This window comes from Natrinema gelatinilyticum, from assembly GCF_024266705.1.
Lineage (GTDB): Archaea > Halobacteriota > Halobacteria > Halobacteriales > Natrialbaceae > Natrinema > Natrinema gelatinilyticum.
In genome coordinates this window covers 1,885,651-1,907,275 of sequence record NZ_CP100756.1, presented here as the reverse complement: position 1 = coordinate 1,907,275, position 21,625 = coordinate 1,885,651, and the positions used below count along the sequence as shown (strand labels likewise).

Below are 21,625 nucleotides of genomic sequence, written 5' to 3'. Positions count from 1 at the left end.
CTGTACTCAAGCTCGATTGTCCACTGCTAGCATCCTGCTACAACTATATAAACATCACGTTTTTTCGAAACGTTTTCGATAGTTGTTTTCAGTTTTTATATAATAAATGAATCAACGATATATATCTCGGTGGACAGCGCTCAAATCTCGCGTCCGGAACCGGAAATTGCGTTCGATGGGGAGGCGACAGAGCGGATGACGGACCCTCGGTGGGATACCGTTCTCACATCGGTCCGACAGTTTCGGAAACCCAGCCGGTAGCACCGTCGGGCTTCGGGCCATCCTCGTCGGGGGACTGGAGGGTCCCGTTGCCGTCGCGCGCTCGGACGATCACCTCGTGTGTCCCGGCGGCCCCGTATTCGTAACGCCACTGCCGCCAGACGTCCTCACCCGGGAGGCTGTCGGACAGTTCGGCTTCGACCCAGGTGTCGCCGCCGTCGGTCGAGATTTCGACGGCCTCGATGGCCCTGGTCCCGGCGTAGGCGTGACCGGCTACCTCGAGCCGGCCGCTTCCGAGATGGTTGACCTGCCAGAGTTTAGCCACGGTGTGGACTGGACCGGTGCCGTGCCAGCCACGGTACTCCCAGTAGCCCCTGGTGTCTTTGTCGCGAACCTCGATCTCGGTGAGCCACTTCACGTTGATCTCGCCCCAGTGGCCCGGGACGAGGGCGCGCAGTGGAGCACCGTGTGCCCGCGGCAGCGGCCGACCGTTCATTCGGTAGGCCAATAGCCCGGGCCGCAGCGCCTCGAGCGGGAACTCGTTGTAGTATTCGTCGGCCCCATGCAGGACGACTCGGTCGCCATTGGGGTTCGCCGCCTCGAGGAGCGCTGCGACGGGCACGCCGCTCCAGAGGGCGGTATCCATCTGTCGGCCGTTGAGCTGATCGCCGACGCAGCGTAGCGTAACGAACCGGTCCTCGATGTCCATCGCTTCGATGTCCGCGAAGTCGTACTCCGCCTCCTCCTCGACGGCACCCGTGATAGAGAGCGTCCACTCCTCGCGATCGACGTTGGGGTCGACGTTGTTGATATCGACCTCGTAGAAGTCCGTACTGACCAACGGCTCGAGTCCGTCGACGGCGAGCGATCGGGTTTTAGCCTGCGTAAGCAACTGTCGAACCTCAGGCCGGGCGTCCTCGGGAATGTCGAGGCCGGACTGGGAGGATCCCTCGCCGGATCCACGGACGAAGAGCCCGAGCGCGCTCAGGCCGATTGCCGACCCGACCGCGCCGAGGACGCGCCGCCGACCGAGAGAGCCGCGGGAGGCGTCCTCGCCGGCGCCGAGTCCAGCCGTCCCGGCCGTTACCAGCACGACGAGTCCGGCACCAGCGGCGGTGCCGACGCTCGATACCGCCGAGCCGGTCAGCCCGAACGCGACCGCGCCCGGAAGGACCGCCCCAGTGACCACGCCGACGGCGGGCCTGCCACCCTGACAGGCCAGCACGCCGGGCAGGGCCGCCAGTCCGAGGAGGGCACACGTCAGCGCGATGGCCGTCAAAAATGCCAACTGGTGGCCGAGCGATCCGAGTTCGGTGATCGCGAAGGCCACGAGCGCGTCGGGGCTGACCGCGAGGACGACTCGATCCATCGGCGTCACGACGAAGGGGGGCCGTCGGCCGACGGACAGGTACGAGCCTCCCACGGCAGCGAGTCCCGCAGCGAGCGCCGCGACGACCGAGGGAACCCACGGGCGCACGCGATCTGACATGGGAGACATTATGTAGCAATGGTGGCCGAGCGGATATGAAAGCTTCGCGACCGGCGCCGAGTCGTTCCGAGTACACCGACGATAGCGACACCTCGAATCGGTTCGGTAGGGCAAAAGCAGAGAACGGGTACTGGACGGCTCCAATCGGTCAGTTTCCGTGAAACCGGTTCGTTCGAAGGCGACCGCTAGTCCGCTTTCATGCCGGTTCTCGAGACGTCGGGATTGCGAAGCAGTGGGACCGACACGATAGTCAGACAGCTCAAGACGAGTGCGGCACAGAGAACGTACGTCAATCGATACCCGAACCAGCTGTCGACGGCCGGGATCGCGACCAGTGGGCCGAGACTGAGCCCGATATCGCCCATAACCTGGTACGCACCGCCCATTCGGCCGAGTTCGTCGCCGGGGGTAAGATCGCCCACGATCGCGAGTAGCGACGGCGCGGCAGCGCCCATCCCGACCCCGAGGAGGACGATCGCTCCGAGTAGCGCTTCGATCGTCGGAACGTACGCGATGATCAGAAAGCCGGCCCCCATCGACAGAAACGCCGGGACGGTTAGTAGCGTCCGGTCGCTGACCAGATCCGACACCCTGCCGGTCGCGATCGTCATCGAACCCGACGTGAGAACGCCGAGCCCCATGACCATCCCGCTGATACCGGCAGCGTCGAGCACCGACAGCTTGAGGCCGAAATCGTGTGCGTATCGGGCGAGCGTCGTGAGGAGAATGCCGCCCCACAGGAATCGTACCGCGAAGTTTCCGTATCCGACCAGGACGACGGCGGGATTGCCGGCGAGCAGCGACGGGACCTCGCGGAGACTCGCGGAACGACCCTCAGCTCCGGCGTGGACGTCCGGCAGGACGAGCGTCGCGACGATACCGGCGAGCAGCGCGAGACCGCCCGCGATGAGAAACGCCGCTTCCATGCTGGCGATGTCTGTCAGGAGACCGCCGACGACGAGTCCGGTCGGAAAGCCGAGTGACTGGCCGCCGCGCATATACCCGACCCACCGACCGCGGTTGTCGGCTGTCGTGACGTGCGTGATCGTCGCGAACGCACCGAGGAAGACGAACGCGCTCCCGATACCCCAGAACAGTCGAGAGAGCACGAAGACGACGCCGGGCAACGACACGTCACCGAGCAGCGCCACGGTCCCCAGCTTGGCCGGGGGTGTGTACAGGCCGAGGATATAGCCGAAGGGAGCCAACGCTTGCGTGAACAGCCCGAAGATCATCGGTTTTCGCGCGCCCACGCGATCGATAATTGTTCCCGCCGGCGTGTTGACGAACAGCCGCGCGATGCGGTTGGCCGAGAGGATCACGGAAAGCATGATCGCACTGATCACGAGTTTCTCGTCGAGTAGCGGCAGCGTCGGGAACGCGACCCCCGTCGCAACGCCGCCGAAAAAGACGCCGGCGATGACCGCGAGGGCGATCGTCCTGATCTCCGACGATGCGTAGGACGACTCGTCAGTCATCGGCTCCGACCGGCACGGAGGGATTTCGGCTGAGCGGTCGATGAGGAGCAGACTCGCCGGTCCGCCTCGACCACGTCAACGCGTCCGGCCGTGCGAAACGGGCCACTCGGCACTCCTGTACCACGATCGGCCGTCGGCGTGCGGGCCGGGATAGCGGAGAGTCTCCCGGCACGATCACAGGTCATATTCGTCGATACACTCGTCACGCAATATCGTCTTTCGGATCTTGCCGCTGCCCGTCTTGGGAAGGTCGCGACGAATCTCGACGATCCGCGGGTGCTTGTACGGGGCGAGTTCACCGAGGACGTACTCCTCGACGTCGATTTCGGTCAGATCGGCACCTTCTTTCGGCGTGATGGCGGTGGCGACGGTCTCGCCGCGGCGCTCGTCTGGAACGCCGAAGACGGCCGCCTCGTGGATGGCCGGATGCTCGTACAGCACGTTTTCGATCTCGCGCGGATAGACGTTGTAGCCCGCGGTCAGGATCATCTCCTTCTCCCGGCCCTTGATGTAGTAGTAGTTGTCTTCGTCTCGCATGCCGACGTCGCCGGTGCGGAAGAAGCCGTCCTCGGTGAACGCCGCCTCGTTCGCTTCGGGGTTCTTGTAGTAGCCCTTCATCACCTGCGGCCCGGCGATGAGGATCTCGCCCTCCTCGCCTGCCTCGAGTTCGGTCCCCTCCTCGTCGACGACCTTCGAGCGCGTGTGGCCGACCGGCTGGCCGACACTCCCCGGCCGATTGCCGAGCGACGACCACCGGACCGTATGCGACGGCGCGGTGGTCTCCGTCAGGCCGTATCCCTCCGAGAGCGGGACGTCGAACGTCTCCTCGAACTGTTCCTGCGTCGGTTTCGGTAGTTTGTCCCCGCCCTGGCCCGCTCGGACCAGCGTCGAGAGATCGTACTCGTCTGGATCGTAGGCCGCCAGCAAATCCACAAACATTGCAGCGACGCCGACGAAGGCCGGAACGTCGTGTTCGTCGAGCGTCTCGAGGACCAGTTCCGGGTCCCACTGATCCGGTCTGAGCAGGTGCAGCGTCCGGCCGGCACACAGCGAGGCCATCATCCCGAGCATCCCGGTGATGTGGTACATGGGCAGGGCGATGACCCCGTCGCCCTGGATCGGGCCAGCGCTGTAACTCGAGACGCTCTGAGCGATCTGCACCCGGAAGTTGCGGTGGGTCAGCAGGACCCCCTTCGGCCGGCCGGTCGTTCCCGACGTGTACGGCTGGAGGAGGACGTCGTCGTCCGCCCGGTCGACGACCGCCGCATCGGCGCGGCCTTCGCCAAGTTCGAGCACTGGCGGGTGGTCGCTGTCGGCCGTCGCGCTTACGATTTCGGTCTCTAGGGTCGCGACGGCCTCGCGCACGTGGTCCTCGGCGTCGCCTTCGACGATCACCGCGTCGGCGTCGGCGTGATCGAGCTGGTATTCGATTTCGCGGCGGCGGTATTCGGGGTTGAGCGGACTCGCGATAACGCCGGCGTGACAGCAGCCCCAGACAGCGGTACAGAACGGGATCCCGTTGGGCATATACAGGCCGACCCGGTCGCCGGCCCCGATGCCGAGTTCCCGGAGCCCTCCGGCGAACCGTGCGACGCGATCGCTGAATTCGCGGTATGTGACCGACTCGCCGGCGTGTTCGATCGCGACGGTGTCGGGGTGTTCCGCGACCGCTCTCTCCAAGAGATGTGCGACGTTGCCGTCATAGGGCGACGCTAAGAGCGTCTCTGCGGGGACGATGTCGAGTTCCATATGCTCCGCGTTTGTCGTTCAAGATGAAAAACATACGGGTGGTGGTAACAGTAGACGTTATTCGGACGCCACGCGGGAGTATCGTGGGACGATCCGCGGAACCTGCGGCAACCGTTCGCTGGCGGCGACGGCCCGGCTACTCGAGGCGCGGCAGACCCTTGATCGTCACCGTCTCGCCGACCAGGTACGAGGAGGCCGGGCTCGCGAGGAACTGCGCGAGATCGGCGACTTCCTCGGGTTTTCCGATCGTCCGATCGGGCGTCGTACGGTCGATCCCGCCGGCGTCGTCCTCGACGCCCATCTGAGAGCGGACGCCCTCGGTGGCGACGAGGCCAGGCGCGATGCAGTTGACCCAGACGTCGTCTTCGGCCCAGTCGGCTGCGGCTGACGACGTGAAGTTTATGACGCCCGCCTTGGCGGCCCCGTAGTGGCTCATCGACCTGGAACCGCGCACCCCAGCGACGCTGGCGATGTTGACGATCCGGCCACCGCCGTTGTTGCACATGTGCTCGCGGGCGATCTGCGAGCAATGGAACGTTCCGTGAAGGTTGATATTGACGATGGTCTTCCACCCGTTCTCGCTGATCTCGGCCGGCGGGGCCTGGAAGCTCGCGCCGGCATTGTTGATCAGGATGTCGAGCCCACCGAACTCGTCGACGGTCGCGGCGACCATGTCCTGGACCGCCTCGCGGTCCGTCACGTCGCACTCGATCGCGAGCGCCCGGCCGGGTCGTTCACTGTCGTTGATCTCGTCCGCAACCGGCGCGACATTGTCCATCTCCCGCGAGGTGACGATCACGTTCGCACCGTCGTCGGCGAACCGCTCCACGATCGACTTTCCGATTCCGCTCGAGGAACCCGTGACGATCGCCGTCTGCCCGTTCACACTGAACTGGTCCGTCGTCATCGGTGACCCTCCGCGGTCGCGGTGTTCCGGTTCCCTGTCGCCTGTACTCTCGGCCCAAGCGTGTGATTATCTGACATTCGCGAGTGCCGATTCATCGACCGACGACATAAGCTATTCGACCGGAGCGGAGACGAGCATACGTCGGTCTGTCCGTGAACGTGGGTGGACGAACCGGCTCGAGACCCGGAGTGCAGAACACCACGCTCCCACGTACGCGGCACGCTCTGCCACCTCGAAGTGACGGGGACAGCCGTGACGGATCGAACGCTCGATCCCCAGGGACTCGGTTCCGCGAGAGGTACTGTTATGCCTGTTGTGCTCAAACCGTGGTGGCGATGAGAGGCGGATACGGTCCCGATCGATGGCACAGAACGACAGAACGAACGGCGACGACGAACGTGATATCAACCAGCGTTGCCACGGAGGGACGATATGCCGACTAAACCCCTCGAGGAACTCGAGGCGATGGTCGGCGACTCGCGGGTTACGGTCGAAAGCTTTCGCATCGAACCCGGCAAGGTCGAGGAGTTTGCACGCGCGATCACCGCCGACGACCCGGTCTTCCAAGACGAGGGCGTCGCCACGGATCGGGGACACCATCGCGTGCCGGCACCGCTGACGTACAGTCAGGTCGGCAGGTTCCCGCGGTACACGCCCGCCGATGTCGAGGGCAAGGGCTTCGATCTTGGCTTTCGGCCGGAGTACGTCCTCCACGGCGAGCAGGCCCACGAGTACGAGCGCCCGATGGCCGTCGGCGACGTCCTCGAGGGGACGACCACGCTCGCCGACGTCTTCCAGCGCGAGGGTCCCCGCGCGGGAACGATGACCTTCGCCGTCCTCGAGACCGAGTACCGGGATCGGGACGGCGACCGCGTCCTGACCGACCGATCGACCGCGATCGAGACCTCGGGCGCGGTCGACGACGACACCGACGACGAGCGCGAGACTGCCGATGCCGCCACGAACGGCGGCACCGCCGCGGCCGAGGCGGACGTGCCATCGCCGACCGCCGACGACTTCGAGCGCGTTCGGACGACTGACGACCTCGCGGTCGGCGAGGCGGGCCCGAGAGTCGTCGTCGCGGACCTCGAGCGCCAGCACTTCGTCAAGTACGCCGGGGCCAGCGGCGACTTCAATCCGATCCATTACGACGAGCCGTACGCCACGGGCGCGGGCAACGAGAGCGTCTTCGGTCAGGGGATGTTCACCGCCGGGATCACCTCCCGCGTGGTCACGAACTGGTTCGACATAGCGGACGTCACCTCGTTTGGCGTCCGGTTCCAGTCGCGGGTGTTCCCCGGCGACACCGTCGTCGCGACCGGCGAGGTCTCCACCGTCGACCCCGAGACTGGAACGGTCGAGACGGACCTCGAGGCGACCACGGCGGCCGGTGAAACGCTGCTGACAGGAACGGCAACGGCAGACCTCGAATGAGAACTCAAATCCCGTCACCCGCTAACCTGGGGACGAATACCAGCGTGGCCCTCACTCGGGCACGAATACTGGAATCGCGGCATCGTCGGAGACCCGCCAGAAGGTGACGGCGACCGACGAGCCAACCGCGAACTCCGACGGCTTCGCGTCGATCAGCGCGAGCAATCGGGGGCCGTCCGTCAGTTCGATCGCACCCACGACGTACGGCGTTCGATCGCCGAAGCCAGGTTCGCCGGGCACGTGGCACCTCGTGTAGGTGTAGATCGTTCCGACGCCCTCGCTTTCCTCGAAGGGGGGATCCTCGGCGCCACAGGCGGTGCAGACCGCTCGTGGGTACAACTGGCGGTTGCCGCAGTCGCACTCCTGGTAGCACAGCGCTCCCTCGAGCGTCGCCGCCCAGAACGGTTCCGTCGCGCCGGTCGGGACGGGAATCGGCCCCTCCCACTCCTGGCGGCGATCCTCGACGGACGCGTTCATGCTTCCCTCCGTAGCACGACCGTGCTACTGGACGAGAGCAGTCCGCCAGTGCCGTGGGCGACCGCGACCTCCGCGTCGTCGACCTGACGCTCACCCGTGTAGTCTCCCCGAAGCTGTCAGACGGCCTCGATGAGAACGAACACGCCGAAGTGACCGGGATGGCAGTACGAGAGGCCACCGCCCTGGGTGTTCATCGGCAACTCGCCGCCAGGACCGGTCGTTCCGCCCGACACGAACTCGCCGCCCTCGCCTTTCTCGCAGAAGCCCAGATCCTCGAGCGTGACCAGCGCAGTGTAAGTAAACGAGTCGTAAATCTCGGCGACGTCGACGTCGTCGTGCGTGATCCCTGCCTGCTCGAAGGCCTTCGGTCCCGTCACCGTCGCGCCGGTCGTCGTCATGTCCGGCATCTCGCTTACGTCCTGGCGATGCGTGCTGGTCGACGCGACACCGGCGACCGAGACACGCGGGACGTCGAGTTCGCGCGCTCTCTCCTCGGAGACGAGGACGACCGCGCCGCCGCCGTCGGAGACCAGACAGCAGTCGAGCAGATTGAACGGGTCTGCGATCGGCCGGGATTCGAGCACGTCGTCGACGGTGATCGACTCTCGCTGTGCCGCCTTCGGGTTCATCGACGCCCACTCGCGGGTCGAGACGGCAATTTCCGCGAGTTGTGCTTCGGTCGTGTCGTACTCGTGCATGTGTCGACGAGCGGCCATCGCGTACGCCCCCGGCGGCCGGAACAATCCCGTCGGTCGGACGAACCCGTCGACCGGGTGCGTGACCTCGAGCGATCGATCCCTACCGGAGCCCGTTTTGCTCGTCGATCCGTAGGCGACGACCACGACGTCGGCCTCGTCGCGGGCCATCGCGCCGCGGACGTGCCCGCAAAAGTGTTCGAACGACGAGCCGCCGATTTCGGTACCCTCGAGGAACGAGGGCTCGTCGAGATCGAGGTATTCCGAGAGAATCAGCGCCGGCATGTAGTCGTCACCGCCGGCGACGGCGACGCCGTCGACCTCCGCGAGCGTACAGCCGGCATCGTCCAGAGCGCGGACGGTCGCGATCGCCGCGTTGTCGAGCCAGTTCCGGTCGGGCGTCTCGCCGAGGTCGCTCTCGGCGACGCCCGCCAGGATCGGTTCAGCCACAGATATCCCTCCGTCCTGCAAACCAGGTCATCGTCTCCCGGTATCGTGACTGAACGCAAATAGGTTGTGGTAAGGGAGATCATGGCGCGCGGTTTGCGGATCGGGCGATCGGTGACGCGGAGGCCGTGGAATCTCGGACTGCGTGATTCGTCGCCCAGCGCATCACGACGCACAACGGTACCGTTCGCACTGATTCCGCCGCAGGGAACCCCCGGCTCGGCCAGGATGTCGCGTCGTCCCTGGGATATGGATACTATTTTATATCACTCCATGATATCATGGACCATGGATTTGGCAAGTGTTAGCGAGGCCACCAGAGCCGGGAACGTTGCACGGTTACACGACGAGACGGTACGCCATCACGGCGATGCACAGGCGATCGAATATCACGGGCGAACGATGACCCACGAGGACCTCCAGACCGAAAGTTCGCGGGTCGCCGGTGGATTCGCTGATCTCGGGATCGAACCCGGTGACGTCGTATTGCAGTACCTGCCGAACTGCCCGCAGTACCTGATCGGCGCGCTCGGCGCGTTCAAAGCCGGTGCCATCGTCTCTCCGGTCAACCCGCAGTACCGCAAACGCGAGCTGACGTACCAACTCGAGGACACCGAGGCAGCGGCCGTCCTCACCCACGTCGCACTGGAGCCGTACCTCGAGGAGGCGCTCGCCGAGATCGGGTGGGACCCGATCGTCATCTCGGTCGACACCGATTCGGACGAGAATCGTCCGTTCGCAGACGTTCGCGGCGAAGCGACGTTCGTCGAGCGCGACGACGAGGACGTGGCCCTGCTGCCGTACACCTCGGGTACTACCGGGAAACCGAAGGGCGTCGAACTCACCCACCGCAACTTCCGGGCGCAGACGTTCTCAGTTCTCTCTCAGGAATACGCGATCGACGACGAGGAGGTTCGCAGCCTGGTCTGGCTCCCGCTGTACCACATCACCGGCTTCACCCACACCGCGTGGCAGCCGCTAATTCGCGGCGGCAGCGTCTATCTCCGGAGCGCGGCCAACTGGGACGGTGACACCGCGATGGCGTTGATCGAAGACGAAGGAATCACCCACTACGTCGGCGTCACCGCGATGTACGTCGACATGATCAACAGCGAGCGCTTCGGCGAGTACGATCTCACGAGCCTCGAGTCGGCCAGCGAAGGCGGTGCCAAGATGTCCGTCGCCGTTCAGGAGACGTTCGAAGAGACCGCGGGCGTCGAAATGAGCGAAGGGTACGGGCTGACGGAGACGAACGGCGCGACCCACTCCCAGAGCGGTTCGACGTTCGGCCTGAAACACGGAACGATCGGCCAGCCGCTCCGGATGACCGAGGCGAAGATCGTCGACGAGAGCGGTGAGACGGTCACCCTCGGAGAAGCGGGGGAACTCCTGGTTCGCGGCCCGCAGATCATGAAGGGCTATCACGACATGCCAGAGGCCACCGAGGCGGCGTTCACCGAGGACGGCTTCTTCCGCACCGGCGACATCGCACGCCGCGACGAGGACAACTACTACGAGATCGTCGACCGGAAAAAACACATGATCAACTCCGCTGGCTACAACATCTACCCGAGCGAACTCGAGGAGCTGTTAGCCGAACACGAGGCCGTCGCGGAGGGCGCGGTGGTCGGGATTCCCGACGAGCGGCGAAACGAGGTGCCGAAGGCCTACGTCGTCACTGCCCCGAACGTCGAACCCGGGGTCGACGTCACCGCAGACGAAATACAGGAGTACTTCCTCGACAACGTCGCGTCCTACAAACACCCGCGCGAGGTCGAGTTCATCGACGAACTCCCGCGGACGACCTCGGGAAAGATCCAGAAGTACAGACTCGAGGACCGCGACGAGTCGGAGGCCGAGTGAGACGTGACGGTCGTCGTCAGCCCGCACATCATCGAGGGCGGCGGGTCGAGACTGGTGGCGGCGATCCGTGACCGGCGGCCAGATATCGATCTCAAACACGTCGCAGACGAGGACGCCCTGCTCGCGGTAGTCGCCGATGCCGACGTGCTCCTCACCCAGCGCCTCCCCGACGACGTCCTCTCGGCCGCCGACGACCTCGAGTGGGTCCAGGCGCTCAGCGCTGGAACGGACGGCTACGACTACGCCGCGCTTTCCGACCGCGGCGTGGCGCTGACGACCGTCTCGGGGATCCACGCGAAACCGATCGGCCAGCAAGTCCTCGGATATCTCCTCTACTTCGAGCGACGGTTCGATCGCGCGGTCGCACAGCAACGCCGCGAGGAGTGGGATCGATACCTGGCCGGCGAGCTCGGTGATCGAACGGTCGGGATCGTCGGCGTCGGGGCGATCGGCTCCACGGTCGCCGACTACTGCCAGACGTTCGACGCCCACGTGGTCGGAACGAAACGCGATCCGACCGACGCACCCGACGGGATCGACGAGGTGCGCGGACCCGACGGACTCGAGTCCGTCCTGTCCGAGAGCGACTACCTCGTGATCAGCTGTCCACTGACCGACGAGACGCGGGGTCTGATCGACGCCGACGCGCTGGCAACGCTGTCCGACGACGCGGTGCTGGTCAACGTCGCGCGCGGCGCTGTCGTCGACCAAGACGCGCTCGTCGACGCACTCGAGGCCGACGACATAGGCGGTGCGGCACTGGACGTCTTCGCGGAGGAACCGCTCCCCGAGGGGTCGTCGCTGTGGGACCGCGAGGACGTCCTCGTCACGCCGCACATGGCAGGCAGCACGCCCCACTACTGGGAGCGGTGTGCCGACGTCTTCGGCCGAAACTACGATCGATTCCGCGCGGGCGAGGACCTCGAGAACCGCGTCGTGTGAGCGAGACGTGGGGGCTGGGCGGTGCGAGGTGGACGTTCGAGAACTGCGTCGAGGGGGGTACGAACCCGGAATCTGTCTTTTCGTCGACGGCCCGAAACTCGTCCATAGATTGAAGCGTCGGCCCGACGATCAGTACGTATGTCAGATCTTCGCATCGACGCGATGGTGCCCGGCCTGTCGACCGACTCCGGCGCGGTGGCCGCACGCGCAGAAGAACTGGGATTCGACGGCGTCTGGACGCCAGAGATGGACAACGACGCGTTTCTCCCGCATCCGCTGATCGCGGACCGAACCGACGAAATCCAGCAGGGCACGCGCATCGCCCTCTCGTTCACTCGCAGCCCGATGGCGCTCGCCTACACGGCCTGGGACCTCGCGCGGTATTCGGACGGCCGCTTCGTCCTCGGACTCGGCACGCAGGTCAAGGGCCACAACGAGCGCCGGTTCAGCGTGGACTGGGAGTCACCCGGACCGCGACTTCGCGAGGTCGTCGAATCGCTCCACCACAGTTTCGACGTCTTCAGGGGTGAGACGGACCTCGACTACCAGGGCGATCACTACTCGTTTTCGCTCATGACCGAGAACTTCAATCCGGGACCGATCGAGCATCCCGACGTTCCGATTTACATCGCGGGCGTCAACGAGTACAACATCCGGCTCGCGGGCGAACTCTGCGACGGGCTGGCGATGCACGCGTTCAACACCCCCGACTACACCGACGAGGTCATCGCGCCGACCGTCGCGGAGGGGGCCGACCACGAAGATCGAGCGCTCGAGGACGTGTCGCTTTCTGCGAGTCCGTTCGTCGTGACGGGAGAAACGGACGAAGAGCGCGAGCAGACTCGCGCGGAGGTAGAGCGGCGCATCGCCTTCTACGGGAGTACTCGGACCTACCACGACGTCCTCGATCACCACGGCTGGCGATCCGTCGGCGAGGAACTGCACGACCTCTCGAAAGAACAGCGCTGGGACGAGATGACCGAGTTGATCACCGACGAGATGGTATCGGCGTTCGCGATCGAGGCGCCGCCGGACGAATTACTCGCGCGGGCCGAGGACGTCTACGGCGGGATCGCCGACCGCGTCGTCCTCCCAGTAGCTCACGGCGAGGCTTTCATGACCGAATAATAGCGGACACCGTCTCGTTCTGTGGACTGGATTCGGCCGCGCCCTTCGAGCGTGCCGAGGGCACCGAGCGTGTCGAGCAACTGCGCCGGATACCGGACCTCGCCCGAACGGTAGCGAGTGATCTCCATCGGCGTGGCGGGGCCAATGCCCGTGACCGCTTCGAAGGTCTCTCCCGTGAGCGCCTCGAGGGCAGATCGGGTGCTCTCGATCGCGCCGTCGTAGCCGGTGAAGACCGGTCCGTGGCCGGGGTAGACCCGATCGACGCGGCGGCCCTCGAGTCGGTCCATCGAGCGGTGAAACGCGTCGACGGCGTCGTAGGCCCCGTAATCGATGCCGACGTGGATCGCGCCGGGCCGGAACGATTCGATGAGCGCGTCGCCGCTGAACAGGACGCGCTCGCCGTCTAATTCGGTGAGCAGACCCGCGTGGTGGATCTGATGGCCGGGCGTGTGGACGGCCTCGAACTCGAGGCCCGCGACGGAAAACGGCTCGCCGAATTCGAAGGCCACGGCGTCGTCGGGCGCGAGCAAGCGACGGTTGCGACGCAGGGACGACTGCGCCCGTTCGACCTCGCGCTCGATCGCCTCACCGCGGTAGCCCGCGGACCGGCCGACGTCGCGGACTCCCTCCGCGAGATCCTCCTCGTCGCGCTCGAGTTGCTCGAGCACCGGTTGGGGAGCGTACACGGTCGCGCCGGCGTCCCGTAGGAGTGGGACCTGGCCGATGTGGTCGCTGTGCGGGTGGGTGACGACGACCGCCGCCACGTCCTCGAGTGCGTTCCCCGTCTCGGCTAGACCGTCCTGGATCGTCGTTTCGGCGCGTTCCTGCGGATCGCCGCAGTCGACCAGGAGCGGGGCGGCCCCGTCTACGAGGTACGCTGCGGCGTGTTTCGGCGGCCACTCGATGTCGAAGTCGAGGCGCGAAACCTGTGTCGTGGCGGCGGTCGTCCCTTGCTCCGTCGTATTGTCCATCGTCGACACTCAGATGAGTTCGCGGGCGATCGTCCGTCGCTGAATCTCGTCGGTCCCCTCGAAGATGCGGAAGACGCGAGCCGATCTGTAGTTCCGTTCGATGGGGAGGTCTTTCATGAAGCCGGCACCGCCGTGAACCTGCATGGCGATGTCCGCCGCGTCGTTGGCGAGCTGAGCCCCTCGAAGTTTCGCCATCGATTCTTCCTTGCGGGCACGCTCGCCGTTGTCCATCTTCCAGGCGGCGTAGCGGTACAGTTGGCGGACTTGTTCGATGTCCGTCGCGAGTTCGGCCAACTGGAACGAGATGCCCTGCCGGTGGCCGATCGGTTTCCCGAACGTCTCCCGGCTGCGGGCGTACTCCACCGACATATCGAGGAGGAACTGAGCGGTCCCCACCGCACCCGCGGCAATGTTGATCCGACCGCCACCGATCCAGTCCATCGCGGACTGGAATCCGTGGTCGACCTCGCCGAGGACCTGTTCTTCGCCGACGCGGCAGTCGTCGAAGTGCAGTTCGGCATGCGTTCCGGGGGTCATCCCCATCGCGCGGTGGATCGTTCCGACCTCGAACCCGGTGGTATCGTCCTCGACGAGGAAGCACGTGATACCGTCGAGGTCACCGTCCTCGCCGCTGGTGCGAGCGAACACCATCGCGAAGTCCGCGTAGGGACCGTTCGTGATGTAGACTTTCTGGCCGTTTATCACCCACTCGTCGCTGTCCTTCTCTGCTCTGGTGTCCATGTGGTGGGCGTCGCTGCCGTGGCCCGGTTCGGTCAGCGCGAAGCACGTCGTGATCTCGCCGTCCATCAGTGGTTGGAGATACTCCTCACGCTGGCGCTCGTCGCAGGCGAGCAGGATCGGCGTCGGTCCACCGGCACCACCGAAGATGGCGCTGTGGAAGCCCGGCGGACGGTTGGACATGTGTTCGCCGACGATCGCTCGGGTGAGAATGTCGACGTCACCGCCGCCGACTTCTTCGGGCATCGTCATCCCATAGAAGCCCGCCTCGACGGACTTCTTTCTGATCTGTTCGACGATGGTGCGGTACTCAGGGACCTGTCGATGGTCGTCGTCGACGATGTTCTTCTCGTAGTCTGCGCCGAGGAACTGATCGTACTCGTTCTCGAGGGGCGCGACTTCCTGATCGATGAACTCGTCGAGCGCTTTCTTGATTTGCACCGCTTCGGACGGTTCGCTGAAGTCCATAGCATATCTCATATAACGTATCACTTAAGCGTTACCGTGTTACTAACTTTCAATGAGCACGATTAGATCGATTCCGCTCACATCGGTCGATTCGAGGGTTGCACCTCGAGAAGAAAAGAGAGATGGATTTTTTCGATCAGTATGCGCGTTCAGCAGAGCGGAACAGTTTTACTTCGTTTCATAGAATGTAAAGTATGACAGCATCAGAATCGAACGGTGGGAAACAGATTGACGCAGTGGTCAAAACGCTCGACATTCTCGAGGCACTGTGGCAGGCCGAAGGAGCGGGAGTGACGGAACTCACTGAGCGAACCGGCCTCGCAAAGAGTACGGTCCACGCCCACCTGTCGACGCTGCGCTCGAAGGGATACGTCGTCCAGGAGGGCGACGAATACCGGTTGAGCCTTCGCTTCCTTTCTTTCGGAGAATACGTCAAACACGCCGAACCGCTGTACGCCGCGTCGGACGAACCGATCACGAAACTCTCGGAGGAAGTGGGGGAACGAGTCTTCTGTTCGACACACCAGAACGGACTCGGAACGGTCATCAACGTCAGCGGGAGAAGCCAATCGTTCACGAGCAATATTGACATCGGAACCCACACCTATCACCACATCTCGGCCGGCGGCAAGGCCATGCTCGCTCACTTCTCCGACGACCGCGTCGACCAGGTCATCGACAAGTGGGGGTTGCCCGCTTTCACTGACAAGACGATCACCGACCGAGAGGTCCTCTTCGACGAACTCGAAGCGGTTCGCAACGACGGTGTCGCGCACAGTCGTGGGGAGTATTTGCCCGGAATTAGTTCCATCGGCGCGCCGATTCTGGGCAACGACGGCACAGTCTACGGAGCCGTCACCGTCGGCGGTCCCGAACACCGACTCGAGAACGAGCAGAAGGAAAACGATCTCTGCAACCGATTGTTGTCGACGGCGAATACGATCGAGGTGAACATCATGTTCTCGTAGCTGTTCGGCCAGAGTGAACAGTACCGATACCATCGATCGAACAAAGCAGAACGAAAGCACGGCGAATCAGGCGAGTCGTACCCCGAGCGATTCCCAGCGTGCCCGGTCGCCACGTATCCTTGCTGCCAGGGGAACCAGTTAAATTACAATCCTATCATTGTAATTAGAGAGGCGTGCCAGGAGGCCGGATCCCCGTTTCCGCCCGCTCAATGACTGACAGTTGAGACGCAAAATTCGGGTCATTCGACCACGAACACACGCAAATACTACTGTATTGTACGGTGTTTTGTTTGAGTTACTATCACATGTACATTGAACAGAATCCCTATAGTTGGGTCCGGACGACCTGCATATTTCCGTTTTATTCACGTAAACGATCAGTATCTAGTAGGCTACTCAGATTTGAAAACTGAACAGTAAAAATATACCAAACTAGATTCATACTCTGTGATCAGACATATACGGTAATTCTTCCTGGTATCGTTGGTTGTACGAGAGCGCGAGATGCGTTGGAGTAATCGCTCGGTCGAGACGGTCTCGAGACTGATCGAGAATCAGCGGAACGCATCAGCGCGTTCGGCCATCATCGATGCTGCGGTCTCTGCCCAATCGCCCCGCAGGAATCCGATACCGACGACGAGAACCCACCACGCGTAGTTCAGAACGATTCCAGCGTACACCCCGGACAGGCCGTAACCGAGAGTGATACCGGTGAGATACGAAAAGACGAGCAAGAACCCGAACGTCCCACTGAATCGTGCGTAGAAGGGAATGCGCGTCTCGCCAGCGCCGCGAAGACATCCCGACAGCGGGAAAAACAGGCCGAAGGCGAACATCGAGACGCCGAAGACGCGGGTGAACGCGACGGCGTGCTCAAGCGTGAGCGGATCGCTCGTGAACACTCGTGCGATAGGAATGGCGCCGACGAGGAGGATGGTCCCGGCGATGCTGAGCGTCAGGAAACTCAACGCCGTGATAGCCAGTCCGGCAAACCGGGCAGCATCGGGTCGGCCCTGGCCGAGCGTCTGTCCCACGACGATGCTCGCGACGACGCTGGCAGAGCGGTACAGCGGGCCGCTGAATTGCTGATAGATCCGGCGACCGATGTGGTATGCGGCGGTCACTTCAGTCCCGAACGTAAGTAACAGTGCGTTGAACGGGAAGTTCGCGAGCGATGTGCTCATTCCCTCGGCAAAGTTCGGGAGGCTGACAGCGACGAGCTGTCGGGTGACGAGCGAGCGGCGTGGCTGGGCGAACGAGATGGTCGTCCGGTCGCTCGCGATCACAGCCATCATCGAGACGGCCTCGATCGTTCTGCTGCTCGCCGTCGCCAGCCCGACGCCGGCGATACCCAGTTCGGGGAGCGAACCGAGGCCGAGTCCCAGTCCGGCCGTCGCCGTGATGTTGAACACGTTCGCGGTGCCGTTGACGACCATCGGCGTCCGCGTATCGCCCGTTCCCTGTAGCGAGCGTGCGCCGACGATGCCGACGATGCGCATCGGTGCAGCGGCGAAGACCAGTGCGAGGTAGCGTCCCCCTGCCTCGCTGACCGCGGGGTCGGCCCCGAGCAACGCGATCAACGGCGCCGACAACGTCAGACCGACGACGCTGAGCGGCAGCCCAGCCAGAAACCCGAGACCGAATGCCTGCGTGATCGCCCGGTCGCGAGTCGCCTCGGCACCACGGCCGGTATCTTGACTCGAGAGGGCGATCGCACCAGTCCCGAGTCCAAGTCCGATTCGCAGGGGAATCTGGGCGTAGAGATCCGCGAGCCCGACCGCGGCGACCGCCGCCGGCGAAAAGAGTCCGGTAACGAGAACGTCGACCGTCCGCATCAACGTATTGAGCGTCTGTTGGATCGCAATCGGCCACGAGAGTGAGGCGGTCCGAACCCACACGTCTCGGACCCGGATCTCGGGATCGGCCATACATCGTTCGGCAACGAGAATCGGTCGGATCAACGTGTCGGTACCGACCGTGAGCGGAAACGCGCTGTCAGATGTGACTGTTTCGAGTACAGTTACTCTTTCATAATATTATCTCGCGGGGCACAGCGTCTCGTCGGACAGCCAGCAGCTCAGTACGTCGCTCGGGAAAGACTGCAACGAGCCGTTCCGAACGAATCGCGGAACACAGAGGCGATCCGGCGTTTATGCCACACGGTTCCGCAACCGATTCCGGCTCACAGTCGCTTCTCGTCCGGTTCACGATCAGGACGAGAACGACTGAAGCGACGGAGATCACACGCGTCGAGACGGCCCATCCGGCTATAGCGGGCGTGGCTGCCGTTTCATCGTTGGGAAGCCAGCCAACGGAGTCGTACCCGTCCGCTGCGTTATTTATAAGCTAAATTATGGTACTGCTCATGTGGCAACGTTCCCTCATTTTTCATCGGCGGACCAGACGAGGAATCTCGCTCGTACGGCGACGGCCGACCGCACCGTCGACGCTCGAGCTCAGTATCGACACCCGACTACGGCACCGACGCTCGAGCGGAATCGGCGGGGACGACCACGACAGCATAGAGTTACCAGTGTTCAATAGTATAGAACATTGTGTAAACAACGTCAGTAATTGTCTCATAAATGATGAACGAATTTATATAGATGCCGTTCGATGCCCGACCCATGCGACTCGACGGGAAGACAACGGTTATCACGGGTGCGGCCTCGGGAATCGGGAGAGCAACAGCCGAACGGTGTGCCGAGGAGGGGGCGCGCGTCATCGTCACCGACGTCAACATCGAGGGCGGCCGGGCCGTCGCCGAGAGCATCGAGGAAGCTGGCGGCGAGGCCGAGTTTCACGAACTCGACGTCACCGACGGCGAACAGTTTCGCGCGGTCGTTGACGCGGTCGCCGAGGACCACAGTCTCGACGTGATGGTCAACAATGCCGGGACCGGCCACCCTGGCAGTAGCTTAGAGGACCTCGACGACGAGATTCGGGACTTCGTCATCGATATCAACGTCAAGGGCGTCTGGAACGGCTGTCGCGCAGCGCTGTCGCACATGAAAGCCCAGGGCGACGGCGCGATAGTCAACGTCGGGTCACTGGCGAGCATCCTCGGACTCCCCAAGCAGGCGGCCTACTCGACGACCAAAGCCGCGGTGTTGAACATGACACGAACCGTCGCCGCCGAGGCGGGTCCCTACGGCGTCCGCGCGAACGCCGTCTGTCCAGGCTTTACGGACACACAGATGCTCGAGGGGTACCTCGAGCAACAGGACGATCCGGCGGCCGCCCGCGAGGCGATGGCGGCAGAGTATCCGCTCAAGCGACTCGGCGAACCCGAAGAAATCGCCGACGCGATCCTGTTCCTCGCCAGCGACGAGTCGTCGTTCGTCAGCGGCCATGGACTGGTCGTCGACGGCGGGTACTCGACCTGTTGAGCGGCGTTTTGGGCACGAGGGTCGGAGCCGGAGGCCGAAGGAACCAGGCCTCGAAGGGGTGAAGACGTCGGGAGGGGCGGGCGGTAGCGGCTGGACGAACGTCCGAAGGGTTTTACACTGAACCGAGTATGCTGGGGACGTGACTCATGACAACACCGCGATCGTCACGGGCGGCGGTCGCGGAATCGGACAGGAAATCTGCCTCGAGTTGGCTGGTCGCGGCTTCGATATCGTCATCGCGGACATCGACGAGACGAGGATGGACGAGACGGCGGATCTGGTCGAATCCGAAGGCCAGATCGGCCGGCTACAGTACACCGATCTCAGTGACATCGCTACGGTCGAGTCGACCGTCGACGCTGCCATCGAGGAATTCGAAACGGTCGACGTACTGGTGAACAACGCGGGAATCGCCGGACCGACGGCGCCCTGCGAAGAGGTCGAGACTGACGACTGGGAACGGACGATGGCGATCAACCTCACGGGGCCGTTCGCGATGTGTCGGTCGGTACTACCGCACATGAAAGCCGACGGCTACGGTCGAATCGTCAACGTCGCATCGGTCACCGGTAAGCGCCCGCTCGCCGACCGGACACCCTATGCCACGTCGAAGATGGGATTGATCGGCTTTACCCGTACACTCGCTGCTGAAGTGGGCGCCCACGATATCAACGTCAATGCGGTATGCCCGGGGTCGGTCGACGGCCCGCGTATCAAGCGGGTCTTCGAACGGAAAGCCGAGGCGACTGATCGAACGTACGAGGCAGTGCAGCGTGATGCGCAAGCGGAAAGCCCCCGGGGCGAACTCGTCCAGCGCGAAGACGTCGCCGCGCTCGTCGGGTTCCTCTGTTCCGATCAGGCGGATCGGATTACCGGGCAGGACATGAACGTCTCGGCCGGGAAGGTGATGTAGTGAACTACCCCGCCCTACTCGTCGCCTTCGGCGACTCCTTGAGGGCGGGGCTTCCTGCTTCGACGACGCGACTTGCAGACACTTCAGAAGTATCCACAGCGGTCGCGGTCTCCACAGGCGTTGCTTCGGAGTGAACCACTCCTAGGTTCTCCAGACCACGCGACTGGATGGTTCAACGCCGCGTTCCAATCCCTGTCCAATTCGAACCCACACGACGGGCAGGAATGTTCCCGAACCCACACCGGTTTCGCCGTCTCCATGCCACACGATGCACACTCTTTCGTCGTGCCATTCGGTTCGACTTCGATGACGTGACATTCGTTCTTCCGACCGTGATGTTTCAGAATCGAAATGAAGTCACGCCAGCCGACTTCGGCCTTGTTCCGCGCGTTGCCACTGCCTTCAAGCAGTGACGTCACGTTCAGGTCTTCGACGAACACGGCATCGTGCTCGGTCGTGTAATAGTGTGCGAGTTTGTGTTTATAATCTCGCTTCTTGTTCGACATGCGAGCATGGACCGTCGCGACTCGACGCCGTTGCGTCTCCCAGTTGTTCGACTCGTACTGTTTGCGAGAAAGAGCGCGTTGCTCGCGCTCGAGGCGCTCACGCTCCACAGACAAGTCAAGACGTCCGACGGAGCGTCCGTCCGAATCCTGGACAAAGTTAAGGACGCCAAGGTCGATTCCTACGGTATCCTCAGCGTCGGTGTCCCCTGAGTCTGGTTTCTCTGGCGTGTCGGTGCTGATACAGAACGAAGCGTACCACGCTCCTGTGGGCTCTTTCTTCACCGTGATTTCTTTGATAGCATCGTGGTCGGGAAGGTCACGGTGAAGGCGGAGTGGGATTTCAAGGGTTTCGCCGCGTACTTTTTTAAGGCGGAGTATCGCTCGCTCTCTCGGACCACTCTTCGTGTCGAGTTCGAAGCCTGATTGCCGGTACGTGAAACTCCTGTACTCTCGGGGCTTTTTCCAGTTCAGCGAGCCAACATCGTAGCCCTTGGCTTTGAGTGTGCCGAGGTTGTTGATGTTGGTTCGGATACGCTCGACAGCTTTCTGCAAGACGGTTGAGTAGACCTGTTTGAGGTCAGTCCACTGTTGCTTGAGTTGTGGGAGTTCGTCGCGGACGTGCCAGACGCGCTGTCGAAGCGTCCCCTCGTCTTCTGGTATCTTGTTGAATTCGTGGAGGGCGTGGTTGTAGAGTTGTCGCACGGTGTCACGAGTCCAATCCAAACTCTCCCGTTGGGTGGTGGTGGGAAAGAGACGGTATCGTGGACTGTACTCCATGCGACTTATTCTCTGCTAGTAGTTGTGTTTAGTTAACTGTTCTGGCTAGAGTAAGTCGGCGCTCGTG

Annotated in this window: 15 protein-coding genes and 2 pseudogenes; 7 read left to right on the top strand and 10 right to left on the bottom strand. The window is 63.3% G+C overall.

Annotated elements, in window-relative coordinates; translation table 11 throughout:
* Nucleotides 1–223: 223 nt before the first annotated feature.
* From NJU76_RS09300 to NJU76_RS09285, 4 genes are all read right to left on the bottom strand, one after another.
* A complete protein-coding gene (locus NJU76_RS09300; protein WP_254527823.1) occupies nt 224–1,717 on the bottom strand; it encodes a molybdopterin-dependent oxidoreductase in 1,494 nt (497 codons plus the stop codon).
* A 176-nt stretch (nt 1,718–1,893) separates the two neighbouring features.
* Nucleotides 1,894–3,186, bottom strand: a complete 1,293-nt coding sequence (locus NJU76_RS09295) for an MFS transporter (RefSeq protein WP_254527821.1) — start codon at nt 3,184–3,186, stop codon at nt 1,894–1,896.
* A gap of 174 nt (nt 3,187–3,360) precedes the next feature.
* Nucleotides 3,361–4,935: a class I adenylate-forming enzyme family protein gene (locus NJU76_RS09290; RefSeq protein WP_254527819.1), complete on the bottom strand. Its 1,575-nt coding sequence runs from the start codon at nt 4,933–4,935 to the stop codon at nt 3,361–3,363.
* A 136-nt stretch (nt 4,936–5,071) separates the two neighbouring features.
* Complete coding sequence (locus NJU76_RS09285; protein WP_254527817.1) at nt 5,072–5,842, bottom strand: SDR family NAD(P)-dependent oxidoreductase; 771 nt, start codon at nt 5,840–5,842, stop codon at nt 5,072–5,074.
* A 432-nt stretch (nt 5,843–6,274) separates the two neighbouring features.
* Here NJU76_RS09285 and NJU76_RS09280 point away from each other — a divergent pair, with 432 nt between their 5' ends.
* A complete protein-coding gene (locus NJU76_RS09280; protein WP_254527815.1) occupies nt 6,275–7,276 on the top strand; it encodes an FAS1-like dehydratase domain-containing protein in 1,002 nt (333 codons plus the stop codon).
* 51 nt (nt 7,277–7,327) lie between these two features.
* Here NJU76_RS09280 and NJU76_RS09275 read toward each other — a convergent pair whose 3' ends face one another.
* Complete coding sequence (locus tag NJU76_RS09275) at nt 7,328–7,753, bottom strand: Zn-ribbon domain-containing OB-fold protein (RefSeq protein WP_254527813.1); 426 nt, start codon at nt 7,751–7,753, stop codon at nt 7,328–7,330.
* Nucleotides 7,750–8,619 (bottom strand): annotated as a pseudogene (locus NJU76_RS09270) (thiolase C-terminal domain-containing protein). Before NJU76_RS09270 ends, NJU76_RS09275 begins: the two are co-directional and overlap by 4 nt.
* Nucleotides 8,620–9,183: 564 nt before the next feature.
* Between NJU76_RS09270 and NJU76_RS09265 the strand changes: the two are divergent.
* The 3 genes from NJU76_RS09265 (at nt 9,184) to NJU76_RS09255 (ending at nt 12,828) form a co-directional block, all read left to right on the top strand.
* Complete coding sequence (locus NJU76_RS09265; RefSeq protein ID WP_254527806.1) at nt 9,184–10,758, top strand: class I adenylate-forming enzyme family protein; 1,575 nt, start codon at nt 9,184–9,186, stop codon at nt 10,756–10,758.
* 3 nt (nt 10,759–10,761) lie between these two features.
* Nucleotides 10,762–11,700: a D-2-hydroxyacid dehydrogenase gene (locus NJU76_RS09260; protein ID WP_254527805.1), complete on the top strand. Its 939-nt coding sequence runs from the start codon at nt 10,762–10,764 to the stop codon at nt 11,698–11,700.
* A 138-nt stretch (nt 11,701–11,838) separates the two neighbouring features.
* Nucleotides 11,839–12,828, top strand: a complete 990-nt coding sequence (locus NJU76_RS09255; protein WP_254527804.1) for a TIGR03617 family F420-dependent LLM class oxidoreductase — start codon at nt 11,839–11,841, stop codon at nt 12,826–12,828.
* Here the strand turns inward: NJU76_RS09255 and NJU76_RS09250 are convergent.
* Complete coding sequence (locus NJU76_RS09250) at nt 12,801–13,799, bottom strand: MBL fold metallo-hydrolase (protein ID WP_254527799.1); 999 nt, start codon at nt 13,797–13,799, stop codon at nt 12,801–12,803. The genes NJU76_RS09255 and NJU76_RS09250 overlap by 28 nt on opposite strands.
* Nucleotides 13,800–13,808: 9 nt before the next feature.
* Nucleotides 13,809–15,005: an acyl-CoA dehydrogenase family protein gene (locus tag NJU76_RS09245; protein ID WP_254527794.1), complete on the bottom strand. Its 1,197-nt coding sequence runs from the start codon at nt 15,003–15,005 to the stop codon at nt 13,809–13,811.
* 194 nt (nt 15,006–15,199) lie between these two features.
* On the opposite strand from NJU76_RS09245, the gene NJU76_RS09240 reads away from it, so the two are divergent.
* Nucleotides 15,200–15,973, top strand: coding sequence for an IclR family transcriptional regulator (locus tag NJU76_RS09240; protein WP_254527792.1), 774 nt, complete (start codon nt 15,200–15,202; stop codon nt 15,971–15,973).
* A gap of 554 nt (nt 15,974–16,527) precedes the next feature.
* On the opposite strand, the gene NJU76_RS09235 is transcribed toward NJU76_RS09240, so the two are convergent.
* Nucleotides 16,528–17,901 (bottom strand): MATE family efflux transporter, encoded by a 1,374-nt coding sequence (locus NJU76_RS09235; protein ID WP_254527790.1) that lies wholly within the window; start codon nt 17,899–17,901, stop codon nt 16,528–16,530.
* 699 nt (nt 17,902–18,600) lie between these two features.
* Here NJU76_RS09235 and NJU76_RS09230 point away from each other — a divergent pair.
* Both NJU76_RS09230 and NJU76_RS09225 read left to right on the top strand, forming a co-directional pair.
* Entirely contained in the window at nt 18,601–19,362 is a 762-nt protein-coding gene (locus NJU76_RS09230) for an SDR family NAD(P)-dependent oxidoreductase (RefSeq protein WP_254527788.1), read from the top strand.
* 139 nt (nt 19,363–19,501) lie between these two features.
* Nucleotides 19,502–20,275, top strand: a complete 774-nt coding sequence (locus NJU76_RS09225) for an SDR family NAD(P)-dependent oxidoreductase (RefSeq protein WP_254527786.1) — start codon at nt 19,502–19,504, stop codon at nt 20,273–20,275.
* Nucleotides 20,276–20,279: 4 nt separating this feature from the next.
* On the opposite strand, the pseudogene NJU76_RS09220 reads toward NJU76_RS09225, so the two are convergent.
* Nucleotides 20,280–21,558: pseudogene (locus NJU76_RS09220) on the bottom strand (RNA-guided endonuclease InsQ/TnpB family protein).
* Nucleotides 21,559–21,625 lie beyond the last annotated feature (67 nt).